This is a genomic window from Paenibacillus thalictri, from assembly GCF_004307995.1.
Taxonomy (GTDB): domain Bacteria; phylum Bacillota; class Bacilli; order Paenibacillales; family NBRC-103111; genus Paenibacillus_AF; species Paenibacillus_AF thalictri.
On record NZ_SIRE01000016.1, the window covers coordinates 186,289 to 211,793 of the forward strand.

At 52.3% G+C, this 25,505-nt stretch carries 23 protein-coding genes and 1 other annotated feature; of the genes, 7 read left to right on the forward strand and 16 right to left on the reverse strand.

Translation table 11 applies throughout. From position 1 onward, the window contains the following. The first annotated feature begins 2 nt into the window (after window positions 1-2). Both EYB31_RS22440 and EYB31_RS22445 read left to right on the forward strand, forming a co-directional pair. Window positions 3-2,510 (forward strand): beta-mannosidase, encoded by a 2,508-nt coding sequence (locus EYB31_RS22440; protein WP_131015653.1) that lies wholly within the window; start codon window positions 3-5, stop codon window positions 2,508-2,510. Between the two features lie 236 nt (window positions 2,511-2,746). Beyond that, window positions 2,747-3,067, forward strand: a complete 321-nt coding sequence (locus EYB31_RS22445; RefSeq protein ID WP_131015654.1) for a hypothetical protein — start codon at window positions 2,747-2,749, stop codon at window positions 3,065-3,067. A gap of 121 nt (window positions 3,068-3,188) precedes the next feature. Here EYB31_RS22445 and EYB31_RS22450 read toward each other — a convergent pair whose 3' ends face one another. Both EYB31_RS22450 and EYB31_RS22455 read right to left on the reverse strand, forming a co-directional pair. Further along, window positions 3,189-3,722: a DinB family protein gene (locus EYB31_RS22450; RefSeq protein WP_131015715.1), complete on the reverse strand. Its 534-nt coding sequence runs from the start codon at window positions 3,720-3,722 to the stop codon at window positions 3,189-3,191. An 80-nt stretch (window positions 3,723-3,802) separates the two neighbouring features. Next, entirely contained in the window at window positions 3,803-4,750 is a 948-nt protein-coding gene (locus EYB31_RS22455; protein ID WP_131015655.1) for a helix-turn-helix transcriptional regulator, read from the reverse strand. Window positions 4,751-4,860: 110 nt separating this feature from the next. Here EYB31_RS22455 and EYB31_RS22460 point away from each other — a divergent pair, with 110 nt between their 5' ends. After that, the gene (locus EYB31_RS22460; RefSeq protein ID WP_131015656.1) at window positions 4,861-5,289 is read left to right on the forward strand and encodes a DUF4395 domain-containing protein; all 429 of its coding nucleotides are present in this window, start codon (window positions 4,861-4,863) and stop codon (window positions 5,287-5,289) included. 66 nt (window positions 5,290-5,355) lie between these two features. On the opposite strand, the gene EYB31_RS22465 is transcribed toward EYB31_RS22460, so the two are convergent. Both EYB31_RS22465 and EYB31_RS22470 read right to left on the reverse strand, forming a co-directional pair. After that, the gene (locus EYB31_RS22465; protein WP_131015657.1) at window positions 5,356-5,979 is read right to left on the reverse strand and encodes an NUDIX hydrolase; all 624 of its coding nucleotides are present in this window, start codon (window positions 5,977-5,979) and stop codon (window positions 5,356-5,358) included. Between the two features lie 51 nt (window positions 5,980-6,030). Then, window positions 6,031-6,942 carry a LysR family transcriptional regulator gene (locus EYB31_RS22470; RefSeq protein ID WP_131015658.1) on the reverse strand — a complete coding sequence of 304 codons (912 nt, stop codon included), beginning with the start codon at window positions 6,940-6,942 and terminating at the stop codon, window positions 6,031-6,033. Window positions 6,943-7,145: 203 nt separating this feature from the next. Here EYB31_RS22470 and EYB31_RS22475 point away from each other — a divergent pair, with 203 nt between their 5' ends. The 3 genes from EYB31_RS22475 to EYB31_RS22485 all read left to right on the forward strand — a co-directional run bounded on the left by EYB31_RS22475 (window position 7,146) and on the right by EYB31_RS22485 (window position 9,069). Beyond that, window positions 7,146-7,610: a DinB family protein gene (locus tag EYB31_RS22475; protein WP_131015659.1), complete on the forward strand. Its 465-nt coding sequence runs from the start codon at window positions 7,146-7,148 to the stop codon at window positions 7,608-7,610. 103 nt (window positions 7,611-7,713) lie between these two features. Then, the gene (locus EYB31_RS22480; RefSeq protein ID WP_131015660.1) at window positions 7,714-8,490 is read left to right on the forward strand and encodes an alpha/beta fold hydrolase; all 777 of its coding nucleotides are present in this window, start codon (window positions 7,714-7,716) and stop codon (window positions 8,488-8,490) included. A gap of 216 nt (window positions 8,491-8,706) precedes the next feature. After that, on the forward strand, window positions 8,707-9,069 hold the full coding sequence (locus EYB31_RS22485; RefSeq protein ID WP_131015661.1) for a winged helix-turn-helix transcriptional regulator: 363 nt from the start codon (window positions 8,707-8,709) through the stop codon (window positions 9,067-9,069). A 25-nt stretch (window positions 9,070-9,094) separates the two neighbouring features. Here EYB31_RS22485 and EYB31_RS22490 read toward each other — a convergent pair whose 3' ends face one another. Further along, on the reverse strand, window positions 9,095-10,012 hold the full coding sequence (locus EYB31_RS22490) for an alpha/beta hydrolase (RefSeq protein ID WP_131015662.1): 918 nt from the start codon (window positions 10,010-10,012) through the stop codon (window positions 9,095-9,097). Between the two features lie 210 nt (window positions 10,013-10,222). Further along, complete coding sequence (locus EYB31_RS22495) at window positions 10,223-11,116, reverse strand: LysR family transcriptional regulator (protein WP_131015663.1); 894 nt, start codon at window positions 11,114-11,116, stop codon at window positions 10,223-10,225. 122 nt (window positions 11,117-11,238) lie between these two features. Between EYB31_RS22495 and EYB31_RS22500 the strand changes: the two genes are divergently transcribed. After that, complete coding sequence (locus tag EYB31_RS22500) at window positions 11,239-11,979, forward strand: SDR family NAD(P)-dependent oxidoreductase (protein WP_131015664.1); 741 nt, start codon at window positions 11,239-11,241, stop codon at window positions 11,977-11,979. Between the two features lie 170 nt (window positions 11,980-12,149). Here EYB31_RS22500 and EYB31_RS22505 read toward each other — a convergent pair whose 3' ends face one another. The 10 genes from EYB31_RS22505 to EYB31_RS22550 all read right to left on the reverse strand — a co-directional run bounded on the left by EYB31_RS22505 (window position 12,150) and on the right by EYB31_RS22550 (window position 25,425). Further along, window positions 12,150-13,205 carry a CapA family protein gene (locus EYB31_RS22505; RefSeq protein ID WP_165452552.1) on the reverse strand — a complete coding sequence of 352 codons (1,056 nt, stop codon included), beginning with the start codon at window positions 13,203-13,205 and terminating at the stop codon, window positions 12,150-12,152. A 337-nt stretch (window positions 13,206-13,542) separates the two neighbouring features. Then, window positions 13,543-13,989: a DinB family protein gene (locus EYB31_RS22510; RefSeq protein WP_240762732.1), complete on the reverse strand. Its 447-nt coding sequence runs from the start codon at window positions 13,987-13,989 to the stop codon at window positions 13,543-13,545. Window positions 13,990-14,018: 29 nt separating this feature from the next. After that, the gene (locus tag EYB31_RS22515) at window positions 14,019-15,485 is read right to left on the reverse strand and encodes a protein adenylyltransferase SelO (protein WP_131015667.1); all 1,467 of its coding nucleotides are present in this window, start codon (window positions 15,483-15,485) and stop codon (window positions 14,019-14,021) included. 136 nt (window positions 15,486-15,621) lie between these two features. Then, window positions 15,622-17,526, reverse strand: a complete 1,905-nt coding sequence (locus tag EYB31_RS22520) for a sensor histidine kinase (protein ID WP_131015668.1) — start codon at window positions 17,524-17,526, stop codon at window positions 15,622-15,624. Window positions 17,527-17,638: 112 nt separating this feature from the next. After that, window positions 17,639-18,469, reverse strand: coding sequence for a nucleotidyltransferase domain-containing protein (locus tag EYB31_RS22525; RefSeq protein ID WP_131015669.1), 831 nt, complete (start codon window positions 18,467-18,469; stop codon window positions 17,639-17,641). Window positions 18,470-18,530: 61 nt separating this feature from the next. Continuing rightward, complete coding sequence (ileS, locus tag EYB31_RS22530) at window positions 18,531-21,617, reverse strand: isoleucine--tRNA ligase (RefSeq protein WP_131015716.1); 3,087 nt, start codon at window positions 21,615-21,617, stop codon at window positions 18,531-18,533. A 201-nt stretch (window positions 21,618-21,818) separates the two neighbouring features. Continuing rightward, window positions 21,819-22,078 (reverse strand) — a binding site (T-box leader). 118 nt (window positions 22,079-22,196) lie between these two features. Next, complete coding sequence (locus EYB31_RS22535; protein WP_131015670.1) at window positions 22,197-22,775, reverse strand: YkoP family protein; 579 nt, start codon at window positions 22,773-22,775, stop codon at window positions 22,197-22,199. Next, window positions 22,776-23,462, reverse strand: a complete 687-nt coding sequence (locus tag EYB31_RS22540) for a polysaccharide deacetylase family protein (RefSeq protein ID WP_240762734.1) — start codon at window positions 23,460-23,462, stop codon at window positions 22,776-22,778. A 123-nt stretch (window positions 23,463-23,585) separates the two neighbouring features. Further along, window positions 23,586-24,650, reverse strand: a complete 1,065-nt coding sequence (locus EYB31_RS22545; RefSeq protein WP_131015671.1) for a phage baseplate protein — start codon at window positions 24,648-24,650, stop codon at window positions 23,586-23,588. A 1-nt stretch (window position 24,651) separates the two neighbouring features. Then, window positions 24,652-25,425, reverse strand: coding sequence for a glycerophosphodiester phosphodiesterase family protein (locus EYB31_RS22550; RefSeq protein WP_131015672.1), 774 nt, complete (start codon window positions 25,423-25,425; stop codon window positions 24,652-24,654). Between the last annotated feature and the right edge of the window lie 80 nt (window positions 25,426-25,505).

Here is a 25,505-nt window from a genome sequence, read left to right on the forward strand (position 1 = left end):
GCATGGAATTATCAGGCTTATGGAGATTACAGCAATTCGAGGTCGGACAAGCGCGTCCGCTTGAGGCCGCAGCGGCAGGACTGGACGACCGCTTCTGGATTACGGCGAAGGTGCCAGGCGACGTGCATTCCGCTTTGATCGAACGCGGACTGATCGACGATCCGTATTTCGGACACAACGACGCAAAAAGCCGCTGGATCGAGCAGAAGGAATGGTGGTACCGCTGCTCCTTCAACTATACGCTGGAAACCGGCAGCGGCGAGAAACATGAGCTAATCTTCGACGGCTTGGACACATTTGCTACCGTTTATGTTAACGGAATGGAAATCGGAACTACAAATAACATGCTGATGGCGCATGCTTTTGACGTGACCCGGGTCATCCGCAACGGGAAAAACACCATTGCCGTCAAATTCGATCCGTTACATTTGCACAACCGCGACAAAGAGCTATTCCAATGGTCGTCTTACACGAAGGAGCGCCCGTGGCTGCGCAAAGCGGCGATGAACTTCGGTTGGGACTGGGGACCGCGAATGGTGACGGTCGGCATATGGGGCCATGTCCGCATCGAGCGCAAACGGCTGGCCAAGCTGGACAGCGTATTTGCTAGAACGGCGGCGATTTCCGGCACAGCCGCGGCCGTTAAAATCGACGTCGATGTGACCCGGCTTGGCAAAAACGCCAACTACCGCTGCGAGATTCGTTTAGCGGATGCGGAAGGCGGCACCGCCGCAGCTGCGGAAGCCGCAGTGGATGGCAGCGCGGCACACGTCAGTCTGGAGATCATCAAACCAAAGCTATGGTGGACGCATGACTTAGGCAAGCCGTATTTGTACCTTCTGGAGGTCGATCTTTACGCCGACGGCGAGCTTGTCGATACTTACCGCAAGCCATTTGGCATCCGCACCATCGAACTTCAGCTGCAAGACGCGCAGGGACAACATGCCTTCGCTTTCCTGCTGAATGGCGTTAAGCTGTTCGCCAAGGGAGCCAACTGGATACCGGCCGACCATTTTATCGGAAGTATCCCCGATCACCGGTACCGGGAACTAATCGAGTTGTCTGTAGAAGCGAATATGAATATGCTCCGGGTGTGGGCCGGCGGCATCTACGAGAAAGACGTTTTTTACGAGCAGTGCGACCGGCAGGGGATGCTCGTGTGGCAGGACTTCGCTTTTGCCAATGCGCTTTTCCCGGATTTCAACCGCGATTTTATGGACAACGTCCGCAAGGAAGTCGTATATAATATCAAACGCCTGCGTAATTACGCTTCGCTGGCCTTATGGTGCGGGAACAACGAAATCGATTGGCTGTACGACATGAAGACGGCAGGCGGCGACATTACATGCCCGTTCTACGGCGAAGCCATCTACCACGAACTGATCCCGGAGGCGCTGGAGGCGCTCGACGACAGCCGGGCCTACTGGCCGTCCTCCCCGTACGGCGGCAATGACGCCAACGATCCGGACATCGGCGACCGCCATAACTGGCAGGTATGGCACGGTTCCGTTTACCCGCGCAAGTTCGGCGAGCCGCCGCTGCTGGACTACAGCATGGAAGGCGTCACCTTTAAAAACTATAAAAAAGACTTCACCTTGTTCAGCAGCGAATTCGGCATGCATGCTTCCGCCAACCGTTACACGCTGGAGAAAAATATCCCGGACGGCCAGTTCTATTGGAACAGCGTAGAGATGGCTTACCGCAACAAAGATACGAATCATCAAAAAGGCATATTGCTGATGGAAGGTTACACAGGCATCCCAAGCAATATCGAGGAGTACATGAACTTCTCGATGCTGACCCAAGCCGAAGGCTTGAAATACGGCATCGAGCATTACCGCCGCAACAAACATCGGACAAGCGGTTCGCTCATTTGGCAGCTCAACGACAGTTGGCCCGGAACGAGTTGGTCGCTGATCGATTATGAGCTGCTGCCAAAGGCGTCTTATTATTATGCCCGCCAGTTCTATCACCCGCTGCTGCTCTCTATCGATCACGAACCGGAACAGCCGCTGCGCATATGGGCGGTCAACGACACATTGGATGAGCTGCGCGGAGAAGTCCGGCTGACGGTGCACACCTTCGCCGGTGAGCTGCTGTTCAGCCAAACGTATGACGCGCATGTTTCTCCGAACTCCGCTTGTCAGCTCGGCAGCCTTCCGGAAAGCGACATATTGCAGGGCGCAGACCCGCGGTCCGTTGTAGTCAAAGTAAGCACGAAGGATTGGAAGGCGCCCGACAATCTGTTTTATCTGCGCGACCATAAAGATTTGCTGCTGCCTGCCGTCCAGCTTGATGTGCAGATCGACGAAGCGGCGCAGACCGTCCGCATTACCGCCGTTCACGCGCATGCGCGTATGGTCAAGCTTGATCTCCCGCAGGGCCGTATCCGGTTCAGCGACAACTTCTTCGACCTGCTGGCCGGGGAAAGCAAAACGGTGCATATCCGTTCCGTCTCCGGTGACAAGCTGCTTTGGAGCGAACTGAGAGTGAGCGCCATCAACCAATAATTGACTCCATACCGCCCGTCCTGCGGCTGAACGAATTTTTCGTTTAGCCCGCAGCAGCCGGGCGGTTTTGCTTTTCCCGGTTTCTTTTATATGACTGCCCAATACACGGCATGACATGTCACTATCGGTCATCAAGCAGAAATAGGTATGCTGACCGATTGTAAGTACGCGTTTACATGTGTAATAATTTGGTTTAATTATTTCGGCTGTCATTAAACTTAAAGGGTGGGCTCGTCATGGACAACTTCGATGCACCGATAAAAACTCACGACAGATACATCACGACAATTGAACTTCAAGAAAAGTACAGCGCCCGTAGAACGACAATGGAGATGCTGATTGAAATCGGCAGAATCCCTACCATAAAAGACTATATCGATCTATTCAGAGAGAAACTCGGAGCGGAAACGGAGATTAAAGACATTTTTTCGCAAAACAATACCAATTACTACATGATGGAATATAAAATTTTGAAAAGCTCCGGCGAGGACCTTCGGGGAATTAAAGTCATTCGCACAAGCAAAGACTACACCTACAACCCGATAACGAAAATATGATTGCTGCCAAAATATACGCCTTCATCCCCCTACGACATAGGAGGTTGGAGGCGTATGTTCATCACCAGGGAAACCTGCCGCCAGTGCTGCCCATCCGAGTCCGGAACGGCTGCTCGCCGCTCTACAGCAAGCTTTTCAGCCGTTCCTTCTGCATCAGATGGTGTCGATAGTGCATTTCCACCAGCAAAAACCATTCCGTAGCATTCAGCCTGCCAAAACGCGGGTGCGCCGCCGTTTGCTGCGGGGACAGCTCGGCAAGACCGGGTTCCGCCGCTTTCACCCGGCTCAAAACGTCGCGCATTCCGGCAGCAAGCTGCTCCTTGCTTTCCGGCTGTCCTGGGGTGTACTGCGGTGAAGGAGGTACATGTACTCTTACAGCCGGCAGGGCTCCTTGAGCAAAAATTTCTTCCACCATCTCCGATTTCCCTCCGCCCCCGGCCGCCTCGGCAGCATCGGGCTGTGCATTGCGGCATACCTCGATATTGCGTAACTGCATATATAACGCCGTGTTGATGAGGTGCACATACATTTGTCCGAGCGACCAGTCGTCTTCGCTTGCTTTTTGGGTCAGCTGCTCCATACTAAATCCGTCCAGCTCGCCAATATAGTGGTTCGTAAGGTCCTCCAGACGCTGCAGCGACTCCGTTGTACTTATTTTAAATGTGGTCATGAGTTGTTTAGCTCCTTTCTTATCGTCTGACCTTACTATAACAAAACGCTACTGACAGCTGTGTGTCAGTAGCGTTTCAGCATTTTTTCCACTTCTTCACGTACCCGGTTTCGAAACGATACAGGCTCCAGCACAACAACGCCTGCTCCCCAGCTTAATATCGACGGCAGCAGCTCCTCGGGACGGCGCACCCGAAACGTAAACAGACACCCCTCCGGACGATCCTCCGCATCTTCCATAAAAAAGTTGTTCGATTCCTTAAGTTTATCGGCAATACCGGCATCGGCCAGCACACGTATGATGGTGTTCCGGTCATCCAGCGGCTGATACCGGTGCAGGACAAAATCGGCCGGACGCTGGAACGTTTCGTCCAGCATCGTCAAACCGCTCATGCGCGATAAGCGGAAATGGCGCAGATCCTGTCTCAGATCGCATTTTGCGATCAGCAACCATGCGCCGTGCGTAAACACAAGCCCATAAGGCGCAGCTGTGCGAACGCTGTCGCGTCGCCCGTCGTCGCCGGGAATTTTTTTGGAGTAATCAAATTTGACCTTTCTTTCCTCCAATACGGCGGTCCGCAGCACCTCAAGGCATTTCTTTTCGTTCGAATCCGTAAAGGTATCGCCAAGGGCCAGCAGCCGGATCGATGAATGCACCCGGGACACCTCGCTGCGGACGCCATCGGGCAGGACGGCTTCGATCTTGCCACGGGCCGACTGCACTTTACGTCCATAACTGGCATCAAACCGCTGCTCCACAAAATCAGCGCCGATCAGCAGCGTAACGGCTTCCTCAACAGTTAAACTTACGGGCGGCAGGAAATACCCTTCCATCAAGGAGTACCCTATGCCGGGCGCGCCGACGACCGGGACTCCCCCTTCGCTTAAAGCCTGAATATCCCGGTAAATAGTGCGGACGCTTGTTTCGAATACTGCCGCCAAATCCTCCGCTCTCATTTGCTTTTTACGCTGCAGTTCAAGGACGATGGCCAACATGCGATCCGTTTTATTCATCGAAAAAGCGGCTCCTTCCTTTGAATCCAAAAGAAAATTGAAGTAAAATAGTGCATATGGCAAACATTCCATATATAATTGTAATAACCGATAGGGAAGGAATGAATTAGATGAACCAGCCTGCACACTCAATTCCCCGTCCGTTAGTCAGAACAAATCAAGCCTTCATCGTGCTTTCCGTTGTGCTGACATGGATTACGGGAGCTTATTGGATATTGCTTTTACCTTTGATCGCGGGACTTGCCGGCATCTTGTTTGATTATAATCCCGTCATTCGTTTAGCCAAAAGATTCCTCACCAAACATCCTTCGGAATATACCCCTGAGGATGCCAACCAGCAAAAATTCAACCAATTGATTGCGATCTTTCTGCTTTTTCTTGGATATTTCAGTTTCTTTGTCGGTTGGACGGCATTGGCCTATATCGCCACCATTATGGTTGCTTTAGCCGCCACCATCGCCATTCTGGGATTTTGCATAGGCTGCTTTATCTATTACCAATGGACGCAATACCGGTACCGGAAATCGCGAAAAACGTAAGGACCTCTATTTAAACTTGAAGCGAACCCTATCAGACGGGTTCGCTTTTTTTCTCCCGGCCTGAAGTTATCCGATATGCTCAAACAGCAGCTTGCAGTAAACTTCAGACCGCGGCACGATATGCTGCAGGCCGATCTCCCGGCTTTCGCGCTTCCTTCCCTGCGTTTCTTCGTCAACAACGATGCCTTCCGCTTGGATAAACGCCCTCTCCCCGTTCAGCAGCTGCTTTAAATCGCTCGTATATACAAAAAACAACCCCGATATCTCGCTCAACTGAATTTCATATTCATCAAGCGTTTTGTCGCAAGCATAAACAAACACGTGATGGAATTCCCTGTCAATCAATCCGGTTGCAAGGTAATGCTCCTCCGCAATTCGGCCGCAGTAGACCAACTCGTCGGCCTGCACCGTTAAACCCAGCTCCTCTTCCAGCTCGCGCAGTCCATCCAACGCGGTTTCGCCGGCTTGAAGGTGTCCCGCACAGGAGATGTCGAGCGAGTTCGGATGTGTATCCTTGTCCTTGTGCCGCAGCTGAAGCAGAACACGCTCCTCCCCGCCGGGCGTTTTGTTTACAATCCAGCAGTGGAACGTCTGGTGCCACAGTCCCTTCGCATGCACATTGCGCCGCGTATCGGTCCCGATTCGCTCCATCTGTTCGTTAAAAATATCGAATAGTTCATCCTGCGACATCTTTTCTCCTCCTAAATGTTGTTGTAATCATAGTAACTTCGTGCCTCCGGATCACCCCAAAGACCGTTGCGAACGCTCCGTAACGCCTTGAATAAATGACTGCAATTCGCCGATAAATAACTTTGCCGCTTGCCCCATAAACTTGTCCTTTCGATGGATGATGCAAATATCTTGGCTGGGTGTAGGATCAAGCAGCGTAACCGCCGAGATGTTATCGCGGTCCAGATATTCAAGCAGCATCCGCGGAAGAATGGACGCTCCGATCCCCTGCTCGACTAAGGACAGGAGTATCGATAACGTTGAGGTTACAATCGGATTGTAGATGGATATTCCTTTTTCCTGACAGCAAGTGTGGAAAACCTTTGTGATCTGGTGTTCCGGGCCAAACATGACCATTTTCAGCTGCTGCAGTTGTTCGAAAGGGACCGCCTTCGATATGGCAAACGGGTGATCCGAACGAATCGCTAAAGCAAACTCCTCGTGGAACAAAGGAATGACGGCAATCCGGTCGTCCGGATTTTGGGGCATCGTGGTCACTCCAAGGTCTCTTGTTCCGTCGATCACTTGCCCATACACATCCATGGTCTCCGTTACACTTATTGAAAGCTTCGGATACGCAAGATGGAAATTGATTAGCAGCGAATCAAAGAGCAAATCCCCATCGCCGGGGAGAATCCCGATATCGAGTTTGCCGCCCTCCATTCGTTTAAGATCGGTTATCGCTCCTTTTACGTAATCGATGCGTTCAAAGATGAGCTGACATTGCTCCAGCAAAATCTTACCGGCATCCGTAAGAGCGATCCGTTTGCCGATGCGGTCAAATAAAGGCAGCCCCAGCTCGTTCTCCAAAAACTTGATCTGCTGGCTAAGATTTGATTGCGTGGTGCACAGGTTCTCTGCCGCCCTCGAGAAATGCATCTCTTTACAAACGGCAGTAAAATATTCAAGCTGTCTCAGCTCCATTCTTAAGAAGCCCCTTCCTTAAAGCAACCATCCTGTTTCCATTATAGCGGATATTTCCATATACCCCAATGTTCTGAATGTTATCATTACTGAAACCGATCACTCTCATCGGAATCTCGCGATTGTTGCTTCACAGCAGCCAAGATACACTGAGGATGTAAAAAACGAAACACAAACAACCATTATCGGGAGGCGTTGTAATCATGTCACAATCGATCGTTAATTCCGGAAGCATTTTGCGTCAAATCGTTATCGGGCAGCTGCAGAACGTACCGGAGAATCAATTGGATATTCAACCGGAAGGCTTTCGTAATACCATTCGCTGGAACATCGGCCATATGATTTTTTGGATGGATCGATATTCCACTTTCGCCTTCGGATCGCCGTCCACCATTCCAGCCGTATACGAAAACTTATTTAATAGCGGAACAAAACCCGCGGATTGGAAGATCGCTCCGCCGCCAAAGGAAGAATTGATTCAATTGCTGGCGGCTCAGCTTGCCCGTTTCTCCGAACTGACACCTGAAATGCTGGACAAACATTTGCAAACGCCGTTTGAGATGGGGCCGTTCCAATTCGGCACATCGGGCGAATTATTCAACTTCGCTCTGATGCACGAAGCTATTCACCTTGGAGTCATTTCGAGCCAGATCAAGTTGATCTCTTAGAGGCTCTGCTGTCGCCTAACGGTGCAGCGCGGCCGCTGTCTGCAAGCTGCGAACGGCGGGCCGCGCATGCACCAAATTCATATAATCGGGAGGAAATGTACAGATGCCAACGTTTATCTCCAATGGAACTGAGCTTTTTTATGAGCAGGAAGGTGCCGGTTTTCCTTTAGTAATGCTTCATGGGCTCATGGGCAGCAGCATGACGTTAAAACATGAAATGGGACACTTCAAAGCGCATTTTCGAGTCACTGCCTTAGATTCGCGCGGACATGGAAAATCGCATAAACCGCCCCACTACACACTGGAAGATCATGTTCAAGATGTGATCGCGCTGCTCGATTTTCTGGGTATTGAAGCAGCGTATCTTCTTGGAGTATCGATGGGGAGTTATATTGCGCAAGGAGTTGCCATCGCAATACCCGAGAGGATAAAAAAACTTGTGCTTATCGTACCGAAAAGCAATGGAAAAACATCCTCCATGCAGCAGCTTTTCGAGCGGCATGCAGATGAAATGAAAGATCTCACGACCGAACAAAAATTCAGTCACGTTTTCAATTACATGTTTCATAACGATGCTGCGGTTCAGAATGCGATGAGTGAATGGCAGCAAGAGCATGCGATGTTGACCGATCCCAAAGAGCAAGCCGCCGCGAACAAAGCGCTTGAAGGTTTTGATTACCGCACTGATCTAAAGAAGATCAGGGCTCGTACATTAGTTATTAGCGGCAAATTCGACGGCCTGAATCCGCCGGAACGGGGAAAAGAAATCGCCGCATTAATTCCCAATTCCACCTTCGCCGAATTTGAAGTTTCCGGCCATGCGCCGAGTATAGAAGAACCTGAACGTTTTATGGCTGAGGTCTTGAATTTCCTTATTTGACTTGGCGGCAAAGCAAAGTCTTGCCTTTTCACTTCGCGCAACCATTTCCACTTTATCCCTTTATGGATTCGTAATATAATGACATTAAATTTCGCACCTAGCTTATACAGGCAAGTTTTTCATCAATGATGAAAATAGCGCTAGTTTAAGGAAATCCAAGAGTTTGGTTATTACGGGTTTGCACCAAAATCATTTGCAGAGGAAGGTGAATGTAGCATGTTGGAAGAGAGCGAGTCGCCATGCCATTACCGCAGAGCCCTGGAGGTCGTTTCAAGCAAATGGACGGTGCTTGTTTTCTATGAGCTGGAATTCGGCAAGAAGCGTTACAGCGACTTGAAGAAGCGGATTGAAGGCGTGACGCAAAAGATGCTCACCCAAACGCTGCGCCAACTGGAAAGAGACGGTCTTGTCGTTCGTTATGTGTATCCGACCGTCCCTCCTACCGTTGAATATGAGCTGACGCCTTTAGGTGAAACTTTGATTGAACCGATGCGTGTGCTGCACAGATGGACCGATGCTCACTACGATTCCGTGCTGAAAGCAAGAAGTGTGTTTGACCAAGACAATTCATCACCGTGAGCTTGCCGCAAGCAAAGCTCTTTTTTCATTTCAGTCTTTGAAGTTCCTCGTTGATTAGCGCATACACTTCATGACCGTCTTCAAATACATCCGTCATGGCATAAAACATATGGATCATGCCGGGATAGCGTTTTTGCACGACGCGAACGCCATTTTGCGCCAACGTTTGACCGTACCTTTCACCCTCATCGCGCAGCGGATCGTATTCTGCAGTCACCACTAACGCAGGGGCTACTCCGGTTACGTCACCCAGCAGCGGCGAAGCGAGAGGATCGGTTTTTTCGGCATCCGAATTCAGATAGTGACCGGCGCAATATTCGAGCAGCGCAGTCTCAAGGAAATAACCGGAACCGTACGTGCGCTTCGACTCATAATCTCCGGACCAGTCGGTCAACGGGCTAAGCAATATTTGATGGGCGATGGAGAAGGTTCCGCGTTGCCTGGCTTGCTGGGCCACAATAGCGGCCAAATTGCCTCCGACACTCTCACCGGCTACTGACATTTTCGATGGGTCAAAACCCAGCGCAGCAGCGTTATCGTACACCCACTGCGCGGCATAGACAGCTTCGTCGACAGGTACCGGAAATTTATGCTCCGGGGCAAGACGGTAGTCGACGGAGACGACGGCATGGCCGGTTTCTGCCGCCAGCTTGCCGCACATCGGGTCGTAGTGCTCCATTCTGTTAAAGACGAATCCCCCGCCATGGTAGAATACGATCACGGGCAACTCCCGCTGTTTACTCGGACGGTAAATTCTAGCGGCTAACGTTCCGTGCGGGCCGTCCAATTGAACATCTTCTGTATCGGCCAGATTCACGTGATCGGAGATCATATTGGCTACAACAACTTTTCTGATTTCCTCAGGCGACAAATTATGCAGAGACGGAAATCCGGCTATATCCGCTAAAAATTTTTTTGTTGCTTCCGGCATCCGGTTGTTCATATTCGATTCCTTCTTTCGCATTTTTTATTTTGTTTTTGTTCCGTGAGCTAACAATAACTCATATTTTCTTCATGCAGAAGAAGGCACTTTAAAGTGGCTTACCTACTTAAAAGTGGCTTTTTTGCTGAACAAATAAAAACAGCCGCAGATTAGGTCATTGGGTCACCTAATCCGCCGCCGCTTTTTTGTGGGCGATTCCATTTCTTAATCTTACACATTTGGGTCATCAGACAGCTCCTGCTTGAGATAGCGGTAAAACTTCATACAAGCACGGTTGGAAGAAGACGCTGAGGGTTTGGAGAGGATGCCGAAAAGCATATCGATAGGATCGCCTTGCAATGGGCGAACCGTCGTTCCGGCGGGAGCCGGCTGCAAAGCGATGGTCGGCACAAGCGCAATGCCCAATCCTGCAGCAACAAAATATGGCAATGCCGCCATGCTGCCGATCTCCATCGTCTCCAGCCGAGTATGGCCTAGCTCCCGCAGTACCGTCTCCAGCTTCCTCCGGTACGGGCAAGTCGCCGCCGTAATCAGCAGACGGTGCTCCGTCATGTCCAGCGGCGATACGGCATCCTGCAGGGCGAGCGGATGGTTGTGCGGCATAATTACCGCAAACGGTTCGCGGAACAGCGGCTCAAAAAATAATCCAGAGCTTATCTCAGGCGTCGAGCACAACGCCAAATCAAGCTCCCCGCTATCAAGCCTTTCGCTTAATACCGGGGTACTCGCCACATCGACGGTCAAGCGAATTTTGGGATACCGCGAAGAAAATCCACTTAATACTGCCGGCAGACGGCAGCTTGCCGTAGGTTCGGTCACGCCAAGCCGAATCGAACCCGCTTCGCCTGACTGCAGAGCTGCCATATCGGCCTGCACCTGCTCCATCTGGTTTACGATTTGCACGCATTGCTCGTAAAACAGCCGCCCGGCTTCCGTTAACCCGAGCTTCTTCCCGCGTTCAATAAGCTGCACGCCTAAATCGGATTCAAGCTTCTGCATTTGCATGGTAACGGTCGACTGCGCATAATTCATTTCTTCGGCTGCTCTGTTGAAGCTGCCGTATTTTACGATCAGCTGAAACGTTTTTAATGTTTTCAGATCCATTGCGGTTTTCGAGTCCTCTGTTCAGTTTTTTTGAATTAGCTATTCAGTTAATTCAATTATACAAATAAACGAAAGCGGCTTACAATCATATATATCAATGAATGTTAAGGGGCTGACTGCACATGAAATTGGAAAACAAAGTAGCGCTGGTTACGGGAGGCGGAACAGGCATTGGCAGAGCCGTCTGCCTTGAGCTTGCTGCGCGCGGCGCAGCGGTTGTCGTCAACTACTCGCGATCCAAGGAAGATGCGGAAGAAACGGTGAACCTCATCACCGCCGAGGGTGGACGCGCCATCGCGCTGCAAGCCAATGTCTCCCGGGACACGGAGGTAAGAGGTATGGTCGAAGCGGCGGTCCGGCAATTCGGGACCGTAGACTTGCTCGTGAATAATGCCGGGATCACGCGGCACATCGCTTTTGAAGATTTGGAAGCGGCAACGGAGCAAATATGGGATGAGTTATATGCCGTCAATGTCAAGGGCATGTACTTCTGCGCGCGAGCTGCCGCGCCTTATATGAGAACAAGCGGCCAAGGCGCGATCGTCAATATCGGCAGTATCGCCGGCCAAACCGGTTTAGGTTCGTCGCTTCCTTACGCCGTATCAAAAGCCGCCGTTCATGGTTTGACGAAATCGCTGGCCCACGCCCTCGCTCCCGCTATTCGTGTCAATTGCGTCGTGCCCGGAGCCGTCCTGACCCGCTGGTGGTCCGACAGAGAAGACCGGATGGAGCAGCTCGCCCCCCATCTCCCGCTCCGGCGCATATCGGCAGCTGAAGATATCGCAGGCATGGTATGTGCAGTGTTGGAACAGGAGGCGATGACGGGTCAAATCATTACCGTGGATAGCGGACAGACATTGTAACGCTGCGTTTGACGCCACGTGTACATTTCACATTCAGACGGCCGGAGGTGTGACCTGAACAATGGGCATAAGCATGAGCGTAACTTGAATATCCGCCCCGCCACATTGGCATGCCCGTTTCGAGTCGAATAACCTTGGAGAGCGTTGGAGGAAAATCGGACTTCAGCGCTTCATTTAGAGGGGAGAAACGTTAAGTCCGGGATAAATGTGCTCATATGTTTTTTTATAGCTTCGTATTGGCCGCGGGCATTTTTCAACTGCCCGTCCGATAAGCGATCCATAGGTACGACCTGGAAATCGGACATGTTGCGAAAATAAGTGTAAGTAGGCAAAAAACTCGGATTTTTCAGCTCGATGGACGTTTTGCCGTTTGTTTTGGTTTTGACAACGTCGACCGTGGCCATGCCTCCGGCACGCCTGGCTGTACCTCCTTGAGCCGATATAAAATTGCCCAGCGAGTAAAAGACAAGCGTTTGACGGCCGTTTTTTCCCTTCACCCATGCCGGAGGCTGCAGCACGTGAGGATGGTTGCCAATGACGATATCGGCGCCAAGATCGGCAAATTTTTGCGCTTGCTCTTGTTGGGCGCTGCTTGGCATAGGTTCGTATTCGTTCCCCCAGTGCGCTGCAACTACAACGACGTCGGATTGTTGTTTGGCCTTTTCGATATCTTCGGCGAATTTTGCTTCCTCCAGCCTGTTGACCAAATAAGCTTTGCCTTCGGGTGTTGGAATTCCGTTAGTTCCGTAAGTGTAACTCAAAAAGGAAAACACGATGCGATTGCTGACCATCGTCCGTATACGAGCGCTGTCGTCCTGCGATTTAAACGCCCCCGTATATGGCATGCCAATGGCGTCCCAATAAGCAAGTGCGCTTTGAATGACCTTTTCCCCCCGGTCCAGCGTATGATTGTTGGCGACTGTGACCAAGTCCACCCCCGCGGCCTTCAAAGCGTCGCCCACCTCATGGGGACTGTTAAACATCGGATAACCGGAAAGTCCGAATTTCGTACCTCCAATCATCGTTTCTTGATTGGCGATGAGGACATCGGGCTTACGCATAAAATCCGCCACCCCCGCAAACATCGGCGCAAAGTTGTAAGTGCCGTCCTGCTGCCGGGCATCCTCGTACACTTCACTGTGGATCAGAACATCGCCGATCGCACTTAAGGTCGCCTTGCTTACTTCGGGTTTCGGCTCTTCGGGCACGATTGGCTTCGCAGGCACGACCGAATCCCCGGGCCCTATCGGCTCCGCAGGTAAAGCAGGAGGAACGGCTTGCTGTGCCTTAAGCCCAGATTCGGGGTTTGGTGGCGTAGAGTTATGTCTGCATCCGGCTATCAACAGTAGGGAACATACAATTGCGGCAATTTTTCTCATGATGACGTGAACCTCCGGTAAGAAATCTTGCCGGTTAGTATGCCCCTCTGCGATTTTTCTAAAGTGCTCCTTGCGGAGCAGCTTTTTCCAGCTGGTTGCAGCCTGAGCAAACCTTCACAAACAGCCGATAACATGACGGTGAAAAAGAAAAACCGCCCCCCCTGGGGACGGCCTCATGCGAGAATCAATATCTTTCGCTAATTATATTCATATGATGAATCTCATGTCCGGCGAGAATATATGCCCACGCTAAGGCGGTAGATTCATTGCCGCCGACAACGCCTTTTCGGCTCCAAGCTTCCGCGGGAAGGCCTTTAAGCAAGGAAAGCGTAGCGCGGCGGACGGCCGTATAATCCTCCAGCACATCGGACAGCGGGTTCAAGTCAAAAGCCGCTCCGCTCATCAACACGTCCTGATCGTAGCCGGCAAGCGGCGTCCGGTCTCCTCTGGCGATCCGCAACAGCCGGTAACTCATAATCCGCTCGTTATCCGTAATATGGCCCAGCACTTCCTTCAGGCTCCATTTTCCCGGAGCATAACGGTAAAGGGAACGCTCTTGCGGCAGCTGCCCAAGAAACCGTGCCAATTGAGCAATCTTGCTTCTGTAGGAAAATTCGCGCAAGTGAATCACGATAACCAGCGCTCCATAAGCCCCCTATGTCACGTTCCGCAATAAGTCCGGTAACGCTCAGTCGACGGCGCAGGCGCTGCGGCATACTCAGCTTGCTCCGGTGTGTGCGCGTACGGGCGGGACAGCACATCCACAAGCCGCTCCATTACGCGGTAATCCCTTTCGCTTTCCGCGGCCTCCAGCGCTTCCTCCACCCGGTGGTTGCGAGGTATAACTGCAGGGTTGCTGCTTCGCATCAGCTCATGCACTTCCGCTGCGGATGCCGTCTGCCTGCTTAATCTCGCCTGCCGCCGCTCAAGCCACTGCGCAAATCCCTCGGTGCCATGCATGGCCGTATCCTCCGCACGTTCGAAGGTCAAGGCGAGGAACGTGTTGGTGAAGTCCGCCCGATGCTGCTGCATCATATCCAGCAGATCACCCGCGAGCGCCTCATCCTCCGGCTCTTCGCCAACAATCCCCAGCTTGGATCTCATACCGGCAAGCCAATGCCGGCGAAACATACCGGCAAAATCCGCAAGTTCATCTTCAGCCAGCTGAATCGCCTGCTGTTCGTCGTCATGCAGCAGCGGGAGCAGCGTTTCGGCGAATCGCGCAAGATTCCACCCGGCAATTGCCGGCTGGTTGCCGTATGCGTAACGCCCCTGACGATCGATGGAGCTGAATACCGTAGCGGGATCGTAAGTATCCATGAAAGCGCAAGGGCCGTAGTCGATGGTTTCTCCGCAGACGGCCATGTTGTCCGTATTCATCACTCCGTGAACAAAACCGACAAGCTGCCATTTGGCAATCAGCGCGGCCTGACGTCCGATCACGTTGCGAAGCAACATCAGATAACGGTCGGCATCATCCCCCACCTCCGGAAAATGACGCTGCAAGGCGTAGTCGGCCAAGGCTTGAAGCTCCTGCAGAGTCCCCCATTTCGCCGCGTATTGAAACGTGCCGACGCGCAGATGGCTGGAAGCCACACGGGTCAAAACGGCGCCCGGCAGCTCCATCTCGCGCTGAATGCCCTGCCCGGTTTCCGTTACCGCTAGGCTGCGGGTGGTAGCGATGCCAAGCGCATGCATCGCTTCACTGACGATATATTCGCGCAGCATCGGCCCAAGCGCCGCCCGTCCGTCACCGCCGCGGGAATATGGCGTTCTGCCCGAACCTTTAAGCTGTATATCGACCCGCTCCCCCTGGGGAGTAATTTGTTCCCCCAGCAGTAACGCACGACCGTCACCCAGCATCGTAAAATAAGCGAATTGATGGCCCGCGTAAGCTTGTGCGAGCGGGTCCGCTCCCGCGGGAACTTTGTTCCCTGCGAGCACTGCAACGCCCTCATCGCTCTTCAGCGATTGAACGTCCAATCCCAGCACTGCGGCAAGCCGTTCATTCAATACGGCTAATTTCGGTGCGCGCACGGGATTTATGTTTTGGCGTGTAAAATAAGTGCCCGGCAGACGGGCATAACTGTTATCGAAATTCCAACCTGCTTTATTGGCATTGTTCACTTTTTCGTATCTCCATTTACCGTTTGTCGTATGGATCGCCGTGCATCCGTTAGTGTACGCGTCCCTTCATTTCATATACCGTGTTCATGGACGAATACCGCCAATAACCCCATCCAAGCTTAACCGTGACACCCTTTTACCCGGCTTGATTCTCCCGCATGCTCTGCGTCCCGCCCAAATTCAAAGGAATCCGCATCGTCACCTGCGTCCCCCGTCCAACCTCGGAGCTGACGTTCCACGCCGCTCCATGTATCAAGTCCAATCGGTTGCGAATATTGGCTATCCCAATGCTGCCGCTCAACCCTCGGCCTTTGGAAATTTGGTGCAACAGCTCGGGAGTCATGCCTATACCGTCGTCTTTAATAATAATTTCCATATAACCGTCTTGGTTGCGCAGGATGGAAAGCGAGACGATCCCATAACTCAGCTTTTCGAACAGACCATGCCGGACCGCATTTTCCACTAATGGCTGTATGCACAAAGACGGGATATTTCGATGTTCAAGACCTTCGTCAACATGAAGCACAAAATCGAACCGTTCGCCAAAACGCGCCTTTTCAATCTCGACGTATGCTTCAACCAATTCCAGCTCACGGTACAAAGGCACATACAATTGAGAACGGTCCAATTCCAGAATATACCGCAAGTAATGGCTGAGCATGGACAAAAGATGGGCCGCTCTAACCCCGTCCGTATAACAGAACGAAATCACGCTGCTTAGCGCATTGTATAAAAAATGAGGTTTGATCTGAGCTTGATCGAGCTGGTGTGAAAGAATCTCGGTCTTCTCATGTGCATTGGAAAAATGGACGGCCAGTAATATATTCATAAAAATCACAAAGCAAATGACTCCAAACTTTCCGGCAAGGTCGGTTGAAACGATATTTTCGGAATAAAGGGAACCGTTTACCAAAAAGACCATTAAGGAAAAGCTGCCGCCGATAAACAACATCAGCTCTTTGCGGTTTGCCGACGCCTTACTGCTTTTTAGGTACAAATAAATCATTCTGCCGATAATGAAACATACGACAAACGCCATATAAACAAAACAGGCATATTTAAACGTAATGTGAACCCGATAAGGCAGCAGCAGTACGGTTGCAATGTACAAAAGGATAGGCGCAAGCACAACCGCCAGCTTGCGGGAAGACATCAGCCTTGTATCCACCCTGCGGAAAAACAATATAATTACCGCGGCGCTTAAAAATTCGCTCAAGTCAAGCAGCTTGTATGCCCATTCGAACGGAAGCCCCGGCAGCGCTCTTTGCAATATTTTCTCACCATAAAGCAGATGCTCGAGCAGCAAAAACAGCATGTACAAACCGCTTAAAAAATACGTTCGCTCTCTCCGTCCGACAAAATAGAAACCAAGATGATAAGCGCCAAACATGCCCAGCATTAATACCGTTCCGATATCGGTCCCTAGTTGGATTCCGTTAAGCTTCGTCACTGCTGCGTGGGACCCCAGCTGGATCGATCCGACGATACCTCCGGTGATAAACTCAAAATTCGAAACCTGTATGACAATTTCGATTTCACGGGCATCCGGTTTGAAGAAGGCGGTATATGGCGTATTGCCGGGTTTATTTCCTTCGATACCAGCCGTCGGAACGCCGCTCCCGCCTTCCAGCTTACCATTGATAAACAACCGGTGGGACATGCGGATACTTCTTACTTTTAAACCGAGAACGTCATCCGGATTACGGATCAGCACCTTCAGCCGATACGTGCCGTAGCCTTTGCGGTTCATGCCGCCATCCGCCGTTTTTCCTTTCCATGTACCGGGTACGTTCAGATAGGACATCTGCTCTTGCCCACCGTTCCGAAAATCGGCGGGTTCCAGCAGCTCACCTTCATAGAACTCCCATTCACCGTCCAAAAGCACGACGCCCTGGCGCATATCCCGATTCGTCAAGTCCAACACGCCCCGCTGCGCAATCGGATCGCTACCGCTGGGTATCGTTTGGAAAAAAACAGCAAGGAACAACGCGATGCTAAGTGAAAAAATCAAACCGATTCCGACGAGTTGGCGATATTGCATCCATCATTCTCCCTGCTCCTCCAGCAATAGTTTGATTTTATCATGAAAGCTGCCGTTCCGTTACATTGAATTATGACTGAAAACCAGTCTGTTCAAAAGAAACAGCTGCTGTTCAAGTTATATATTTCGCTTTATACTGCTCGTTGCTTGCCGTAACAATTTCCTGAAGCAAATCCACAAGATCCTTATGCCGCAGCAGTTGAGACTCATATTCCCTTTCCGGTTTTTGCAGCTTGATGGACACAGCTTCCCTGATTAACGGATGCCATTTCTCAGGCAGCTTGGCAAGACCGTAGGTTCCTGCGCCGATTTTGCTGGTCACATCGCCTTCGTTAATTGTATAATACTGCCGCAGCATGCCCAAGACACACCACTCCACCGCTTGGTCCAGCCTTTTGGCTGTAGCGGATGATTGCAGTACATCGCTTACATCAGGCTGCTGCAAACGATCAATCCACCCCGCCCAGTAACTGTTCATGTTCCCAATCACGTATTTGGCCAGTTCGCCGGCGGAAATTTCATAAGCAAAAGACGCTTTGCGTCCATACACGCAAATTCCGTGCCGTTTCAATACCCACCATGTTATCGGATTCAAGTCGGCGCCTGTGCCGTCGATGTGCAGTGTTTTATTGAAATAAGTAAGGACGGGATCGTTTTTCTCGGGTTGCTTGCCGACCTGTTCGCTGACGATATAAGCTCCCATGATGTCCGCATCGGGAAACAGGCGTTCCATTTCACGGTGAACATCCGCGACGGCTTCCACTTCCCAACTGCTTAACGAACGGCCGGTGACCGCGATAAAATCGATATCGCTTGAGCCTTCGATATAAGCGCCAAGCGCTGCAGAGCCGTAAACATACACGGACTCTACAACGCCGGGCAAACGCGCTTCCAAACAACCGCACAAAGCGCTCATCGTTTTGCCGACAATTTCAGGCAGCATCTGATCACTCCTTGTTCAATCGAATTGGCGGCGAAGCGTCATCCCTTTCTCGCCATCAACCTTAAGCTTCTATCCGCAGCCCAAGCTGCTTTTCTCCGATAAAAACCGTCTCCATGCCATCCAATTCGTGCGTATACCGGACACTGGAGAGCAGCACACTTTCTTGCAGCACGTGATCAAATCGCGCCAATGCTTCCTTTAACCGCTCATCGGCCGCCAGGACAAGCTTTACCCTTTGATCGATCGGCAGCTCCAATTTCTTGCGGTAATCTTGAACGGCCCGCACCACCTCGCGGACCAGCCCCTCCTGCTCCAACTCCTCCGTGATGTCGGTGTTCAAAGCGACGGTCATCTGATAACCGCTGGCGGAAGCAAATCCTTCCTTCGCTTTCTTCTCGACAAGCAGCTCCTCTAAGGTAATGCGAAGGACTTCGCCTTCCACCACGATATCGAGATAACCGCGATCCATCGCTTGCCCGGCAACAGCAGCGGACAACGCCTTCAGATGATTTTGCACATCGGCCACGCGTTTTCCATATTTTTTGCCGGCCAGCTTTAAGTTCAGCTTGAGAGTTACATCGGCAAAACCGCGGTCGCCCCGCTCCGTGCGGATCGACTTGACATTAACCTCGTCTTGAATGATCTCGGCAAAACGGTTCAAGTCCATCTCGCGGTCCAGCGAAACGATCAGCTCGGATAAAGGCTGGCGGGTTTTGATCCCGGTATCGTTGCGGACGCTTCGCGCGAGCTCGACGATCTGCCTTGCGGTTTCCATCTCCCGCTCGAGCTCTGCGTCGATCAGCGCTTCGTTCACCTGCGGGTAGTCGGCCAGATGTACGCTGCCGCCCGGGCCGAGGTTGCTGTAGATGTCGTCGGCGATAAGCGGCGCATACGGCGCGATCATCCGGGCGAGCGTCAGCAATACCTCGCGCAGTGTCTGATAAGCCGACACTTTATCCGCAGTCCAGCCGCTGCCCCAGAAGCGGTCGCGCGATCGCCGGATGTACCAGTTGCTGAGCTCGTCGACAAAAGCTTCCAGCTGTTTGGCCGGGTTGAGAAAATCGTAGCCGTTAAGTCCGTTCAACACCTGCCGCAGCACGCTATTGAGTCTTGACAATATCCAGCGATCCAGCAGATTCGCCGATACCACGGAAGCATGTTCGGATGGGTCATATCCGTCGATCATCGCGTACAACGTGTAAAATGCATGTGTGTTATGAATCGTGTCGACCACCTTCGACTTCGCTTCCGCCACAATCGTCTTGGAGAACCGTTTGCTGTTCCACGGCGCGCTGTCGGCAAGCAAAGCCCAACGGAACGCGTCGGTCCCGTACTCGTCGATGATGCTCCAAGGGTCGATGACGTTGCCTTTGCTTTTGGACATTTTTTGCCCGTTCTCGTCAAGCACATGTCCTGTCGACAGCACCGCTTTGTACGAAGATTTGCCGGTATATAACGTCGATACGGCCAGCAGACTGAAAAACCAGCCCCGCGTCTGGTCGATCCCTTCGCAGATCATGTCGGCCGGATACTGGTCGCGGAACTTCTCTTCGTCCTCAAACGGCTGATGGTATTGTGCAAAAGGCATCGAACCGCTGTCGAACCAGACGTCGATCACTTCCGGCGTACGGTCCATCGTGCCTCCGCAAGAGCAGCGGAGCTTCACTTCATCCACGTACGGCTTGTGCAACTCCAGCGAATCGCCGATCGGCTGCACCGATCTCATCTGCAGCTCTTGATAACTCCCCGGCGCATACTCCAATCCGCAGTCGCGGCATACCCATACATTCAGCGGGGTTCCCCAATAGCGGTTGCGGCTGATGTTCCAATCGACCAGTTCCTCCAGAAACTTGCCGAAACGGCCGTCCCGGATATGGGAAGGATACCACTCGATTTGGCTGTTGTTGGCGATCAGCTGATCCTTGACCGCCGTCGTTTGGATAAACCAGCTTTCCATGGCGTAATACAGCAGCGGCGATTTGCAGCGCCAGCAGAACGGATACGAGTGCTCGTAACGCTCCTTGGCGAACAGCAGCCCGCGACCGGACAAATGCTTCACGATATCGACGTCGCAATCTTTCACGAAGCGGCCGGCAAAGTCGGCGACCTGCTCCGTATACTTTCCTGCAGCGTCTACAACATGGACAAAATCGAGCCCGTTCGCGCGGGTTACCCGGTAATCGTCTTCCCCATGAGCGGGGGCGATATGAACGATTCCCGTCCCGCTTGTATCGCTGACAAAATCCGCCGCTATCACCACATGCCCTTTGTTCGGCCGGACATAACCAAACGGCGGCTCGTATTCCATTCCTACGAATTCGGAGCCTTTATGCGTTGATACAACTTCGTACCCTTCCTTCATCACTTTGCCGGCCAAATTTTTGGCGACGACGTACGTTTCTCCGTCCATCTTGACCTTGACATAATCGATGTCCGCGTTGACCGCCAAAGCGACATTCGCCGGCAGCGTCCACGGCGTTGTCGTCCAAGCCAGAAACAGATGGCCGTCCCGCTTGCTTTTAAACTTGACGGTAGCGCTCAAATCCTTGACGTCCTCGTAGCCCTGCGCCACTTCATGCGAACTTAAGGTTGTTTGGCAGGCCGGACAATACGGGCTGACGCGGTGGCCTTTGTAGAGCAGCCCTTTCTGATGAATAACGGACAAGATGTGCCAGACGCTTTCGATGTAATCGTTTGTTAATGTCACATACGGATCGTCCATATCCGTCCAATAAGCGATTGCTTCGGTCAGCTCGCGCCATTGCTTTTCATATTCGAACACGCTGCCTTTGCATTGTTCCACGAATTCGGCGATGCCGTAAGCTTCGATCTCCTGTTTGCCCGATATGCCCAGCTGCTTCTCCACACCCAGCTCGACAGGCAGTCCGTGGGTATCCCAGCCCGCTTTACGGACGACGCGGTAACCGGACATCGTTTTGTAGCGGCCGATAAAATCTTTAATGACCCTTCCCAGCACATGCCCGATATGAGGTTTGCCGTTGGCCGTCGGCGGTCCTTCGTAGAACACAAAAGACGGCTTGCCCGCACGGTTTTCGATCGAGCGGCGGAACGTATCTTCATCCTTCCAGCGGTTTAATATGCGCAGATCGCGAGTCCTCGCTTTTTCCTTAACATCCACTTTTTCCATATCCATCTTCCCTTTCATCGGACTCATTTTCTGACATCCCTAACATCAGGTTCCCCAAAAGTGAAGCCATAGTCTGCTCGCCTCTATCACTTTCGAGCGAGCCCCGACCTGTGCCGGATCCCTTGCCGTGCAGCAGTACGGAGCAGCGGTACGGAGCAGCGGAACGGCCATTGCATCGGGAAAACAAAAAAATCCCGCCCCGTAAGGGACGAGATTGTATTCTCGCGCTACCACCCTTATTCCGCAGAATCAAAAATATATGATCTTGCGGCGCCTCATCAACTACGTACCAACATACGCGGCCCTTGTAACGGCGGGATCCCGGGTCGGCTTACTGCAGCAGCTTCAGCCTTCCTTCTCGGAGAGGATTTTCGGTTAAGTCTTGAACGTTGGCTTTCAGCGCAGGGCCAACTCTCTGGGGAACAAGGGATTAACGTACTCGTTCTCGTCAACGAATTTGTTAGAGCATTCAGTTAAATTAAGTTTTACACGATTCCGGATGTGTTGTCAAATATGAATATCGTCTCTATGCTCAATTTGGGCGATGCAGCGAAATGCATTGTTGGTTAAGCTTCCCCTTCAACCTTTCGCGGCATACCTTTGCACTAGCTCCCGAGCGGACATCACAATAACTTTTGGCACATTCGCCTCGGGATTTTCCCGCAGCCGCATTTTGCCCGCTGAGTGAAGCCCGCTGAGCAGCCCGCGCAAATAAAGCCCCATGATCCAAACAAGCCAGCGTCCCGGCAAATCGGCCTGCGTAAATCCGAGCTGCTCCGTGCCCCGGTGAATCATCGTAATTCCGTAGACGCCTTTCACTCCATGGTAAGCGGGATCGCCGGACAGCTTGTCCGCAATGGCAGGCAATACGTCTCTTGCGTTTCGAATGAGCTGTACGGCCAAATGCACCGAAGAACGCGAGGCGGCCGCCATGCCGACCAGCATCCGGTTGTTGAAATGCAGTTCGACGACGCGGTCTCCTTTGGCGATGACCTCGCCGCCCGGCAGCGTAATGACCGGTCCGCGGTATGCGCATATCCGGTAATAAAACATCGGGCGGTTCTCGTCGACAAGCCGCAGCCGGAACATAAGATGAAACAACTCATCCCATTTTAACCACAAATAAACAATCGACTTTTTCCCTGCGCTTATCGCCACCTACTCATCCACCCTTAAAAAGGAATACCCCCGGGCTGCAATCTCATCGATGCATTCGTGCAGCGCCTCCAGCATATGGGCCGGAGCGTCGCGGTTCGCCCCAAGTGTTTCACCGCTGTCGTGAAGCACGATCACTGCGCCGTCCTTGAGGCGTGACAATAACCTGCGTTTGATTTTCCCCTTGCCTCCCCGGCTTCTCCAGTCGCCTACAATGATCGACCACAGCACCATGCGAAACCGGCCCAGCAGCATAAAATCAAACATATTGATGACTCCCCATGGCGGACGGTAATACACCGGTCTTTGTCCGGTTATATGTTCAATCACGTCGGCGGATTGCTCCAGCTGCCGTCTGACGGACCGCGGAGACATCAATCCGTTGGCCCGGTGCACGTAATTGTGAAGACCGATCAGGTGCCCTTCCTCATGCATCCGCGCAATCAACTGTGGGTACTGCTCCGCCTTGCGGCCAAGCACGAAGAACGTCGCCTTAATCCCATGCTCTTGCAGCAAATCAAGCAGCTGCGGGGTATAATCGGGGTCGGGACCATCATCAAAGGTAAGCAGAATGCCGCGGTCTGCAGCAGCTTGGCGGAAAACCCCAACTCCGAGCAACCGCACGATCAGCGTTGGAATAACGGTATACAAGCACATCAATCCGATAATGAACCAAACGATGAAATGCACACCCGTCCCTCCTAGACTTTTTTCGAATTCCGAGCATTCCAGTCACTTTATATTTTGGTTAATCCCGCCACTGAATATGCAAAAAAGCTTGCACCCGGGCAACAGGTACAAGCCGTTGTTCTTTTAATCGTGATCCGTCTCAAGCTGATCCTTGTCTTGGATAGCGGGAGCCGGCTGCAGACGGTCGAGCGAATAGATGTTGGCAAGGCGAGTTGGCGTAAAATCGGAGGCGAAACCAAACGCAAGCTCCGCCTTCCGGGGATGCTGAACATCGGGAAGACGGATCGCCATCCCTTCCGGCTCCCTGAAAGTAAGCGTGTCTCCTGCAGCAATCAGCTGTTTATCCGCCACATCGCCTGTTTTCAAATCAACAGCGGTGATGTACGTATTGCCTACGGGCGCAACCGAACCGGTCGTGCCGTAAGCCGTGCCCTCCAGCAGATAGAGATAGCGGCCATAGGAGGCAAACCCTTGGAACGTGCCTACTGTAGGCTGGGGCACATCCGCAACAGGCGTATAGTCGTGCTGCAGCACATCCGCGAGACGGTATACTCCGTAACGGAATGCGCCGTCGATGCGGTAGCGCATCGTCAGCAGCTCACGGGCGGGATCAATATTTACGGTGGTGCGGTCCGCGCCGTCGATAAGCTGGAACTTTTCCAGCTCCGGCGAGCCCGGTGTCAACACTTTGCCGTTTTCAAAAGAAAATCTGGCGATGCGAGTTCCCCATCCGCTGCTGCCTTCCGTTACGGCGTCCGTTTCCGTCCAAAGATAAGCCGAGTCGCCGCTTGGCTGCACGCCGATCTGCACGCCGTGGCCAAATCCTTTGAGGAACATATAGCCCAGCTCGTTCCCCGACATATCCAGTTCGGTGAGCGCAAGATCGCCGGTTTTATCGCGGTTTGCTCCGCTGACCGGCGCTTCTTCTCCCGGCAGCTGCTGCCCTCCGGCCATCAGCTGAACTACATAGATGCGCCCGTTAACGTTGTCGAAGGCAAAGGACTGCATCACCGTCCCGTTATGAAGCGCCTTATCGCGGATCACTTCATTTGCATCTTCCGAAAGCACGAACATTTTGGAATGCAAGAGCGGTTTTTGCGCATTTGTCACCGCTGCCGACGGAGACAGGAGGCTTAATGCCGCTACTCCGGCGGCAATAGCGATCAAGCGCTGCAGACGTTTTTTCACCTTATACACCATCGGCTGCCAATTGCTTGCGGACGGCCAGCGCCGGAAACGGATTGTTGCTGGTCATTAATGTCGCTCCGCAATCGATGGAATAACGAACCTGCTCCTCATCGTCCGGGCAGTAACTCCAAGTCAGCAGCCCCATTTCGCCAAATTGTTTCACCCGCTCCGGCGTCAGCAAGTTCATACTCATCGCAAGCGCCCACATCTTCGAATAGGTGCCCTCCGGGCCGGGAACAAAATGGTACATCACATCTCCCATAAATCCTTGCGTTTTTAATCCGTGAACATCGTGCATATAAGCGATGATCTCCGCATCAAAGCAAGTAAATACGCAGCGCGGCAAAAATCCGTACTCTTTCAGCATCGCTACAGCCTGATCGGTAACCTGCTTGGCATCGGGGCTCGACTTCACCTCTACGTTCAGCAGGATGTCCGGATAAGGCTTGATGACTTCGCAAAGCTCCTCGAAGGTCGGAATCTTCAACCCTTCGAACACCTTGCCAAACCAGCCGCCGGCATCCAGCTGCTGCAGCTCGGCCAGCGTAAAATCGCTAACCTTGCCTGTGCCGTTGGTCGTCCTGTCCACCGTCTCGTCATGGATAACCACAACAACGCCGTCCTTGGATAAGCGAAGGTCAAATTCCAGCATGTCAACGTCGGTCTCCAGCGCTTTCTGAAACGCCAGCAGCGTATTTTCCGGGTAATGGCATTTTAAGCCCCTATGTGCAGCCACGACAATTTGAGTGGGGTCGGTTTGCAGCCGTTCGATCATATGAAATTCCCTCCAAAATGGAGCTGCCCGACAACGAGGCTCAGGTGCAAACCTCACTCAGTCATCGGACAGCTCTGTTT

Coding starts and splice junctions, on each gene's coding strand:
- EYB31_RS22440 (WP_131015653.1), top strand. CDS start 3: ATGGAATTATCAGGCTTATGGAGATTACAGCAATTCGAGGTCGGACAA.
- EYB31_RS22445 (WP_131015654.1), top strand. CDS start 2,747: ATGGACAACTTCGATGCACCGATAAAAACTCACGACAGATACATCACG.
- EYB31_RS22455 (WP_131015655.1), bottom strand. CDS start 4,750: ATGAATAAAACGGATCGCATGTTGGCCATCGTCCTTGAACTGCAGCGT.
- EYB31_RS22460 (WP_131015656.1), top strand. CDS start 4,861: ATGAACCAGCCTGCACACTCAATTCCCCGTCCGTTAGTCAGAACAAAT.
- EYB31_RS22465 (WP_131015657.1), bottom strand. CDS start 5,979: ATGTCGCAGGATGAACTATTCGATATTTTTAACGAACAGATGGAGCGA.
- EYB31_RS22470 (WP_131015658.1), bottom strand. CDS start 6,942: ATGGAGCTGAGACAGCTTGAATATTTTACTGCCGTTTGTAAAGAGATG.
- EYB31_RS22475 (WP_131015659.1), top strand. CDS start 7,146: ATGTCACAATCGATCGTTAATTCCGGAAGCATTTTGCGTCAAATCGTT.
- EYB31_RS22480 (WP_131015660.1), top strand. CDS start 7,714: ATGCCAACGTTTATCTCCAATGGAACTGAGCTTTTTTATGAGCAGGAA.
- EYB31_RS22485 (WP_131015661.1), top strand. CDS start 8,707: ATGTTGGAAGAGAGCGAGTCGCCATGCCATTACCGCAGAGCCCTGGAG.
- EYB31_RS22490 (WP_131015662.1), bottom strand. CDS start 10,012: ATGAACAACCGGATGCCGGAAGCAACAAAAAAATTTTTAGCGGATATA.
- EYB31_RS22495 (WP_131015663.1), bottom strand. CDS start 11,116: ATGGATCTGAAAACATTAAAAACGTTTCAGCTGATCGTAAAATACGGC.
- EYB31_RS22500 (WP_131015664.1), top strand. CDS start 11,239: ATGAAATTGGAAAACAAAGTAGCGCTGGTTACGGGAGGCGGAACAGGC.
- EYB31_RS22520 (WP_131015668.1), bottom strand. CDS start 17,526: ATGCAATATCGCCAACTCGTCGGAATCGGTTTGATTTTTTCACTTAGC.
- EYB31_RS22525 (WP_131015669.1), bottom strand. CDS start 18,469: ATGCTGCCTGAAATTGTCGGCAAAACGATGAGCGCTTTGTGCGGTTGT.
- ileS (WP_131015716.1), bottom strand. CDS start 21,617: ATGGAAAAAGTGGATGTTAAGGAAAAAGCGAGGACTCGCGATCTGCGC.
- EYB31_RS22550 (WP_131015672.1), bottom strand. CDS start 25,425: ATGATCGAACGGCTGCAAACCGACCCCACTCAAATTGTCGTGGCTGCA.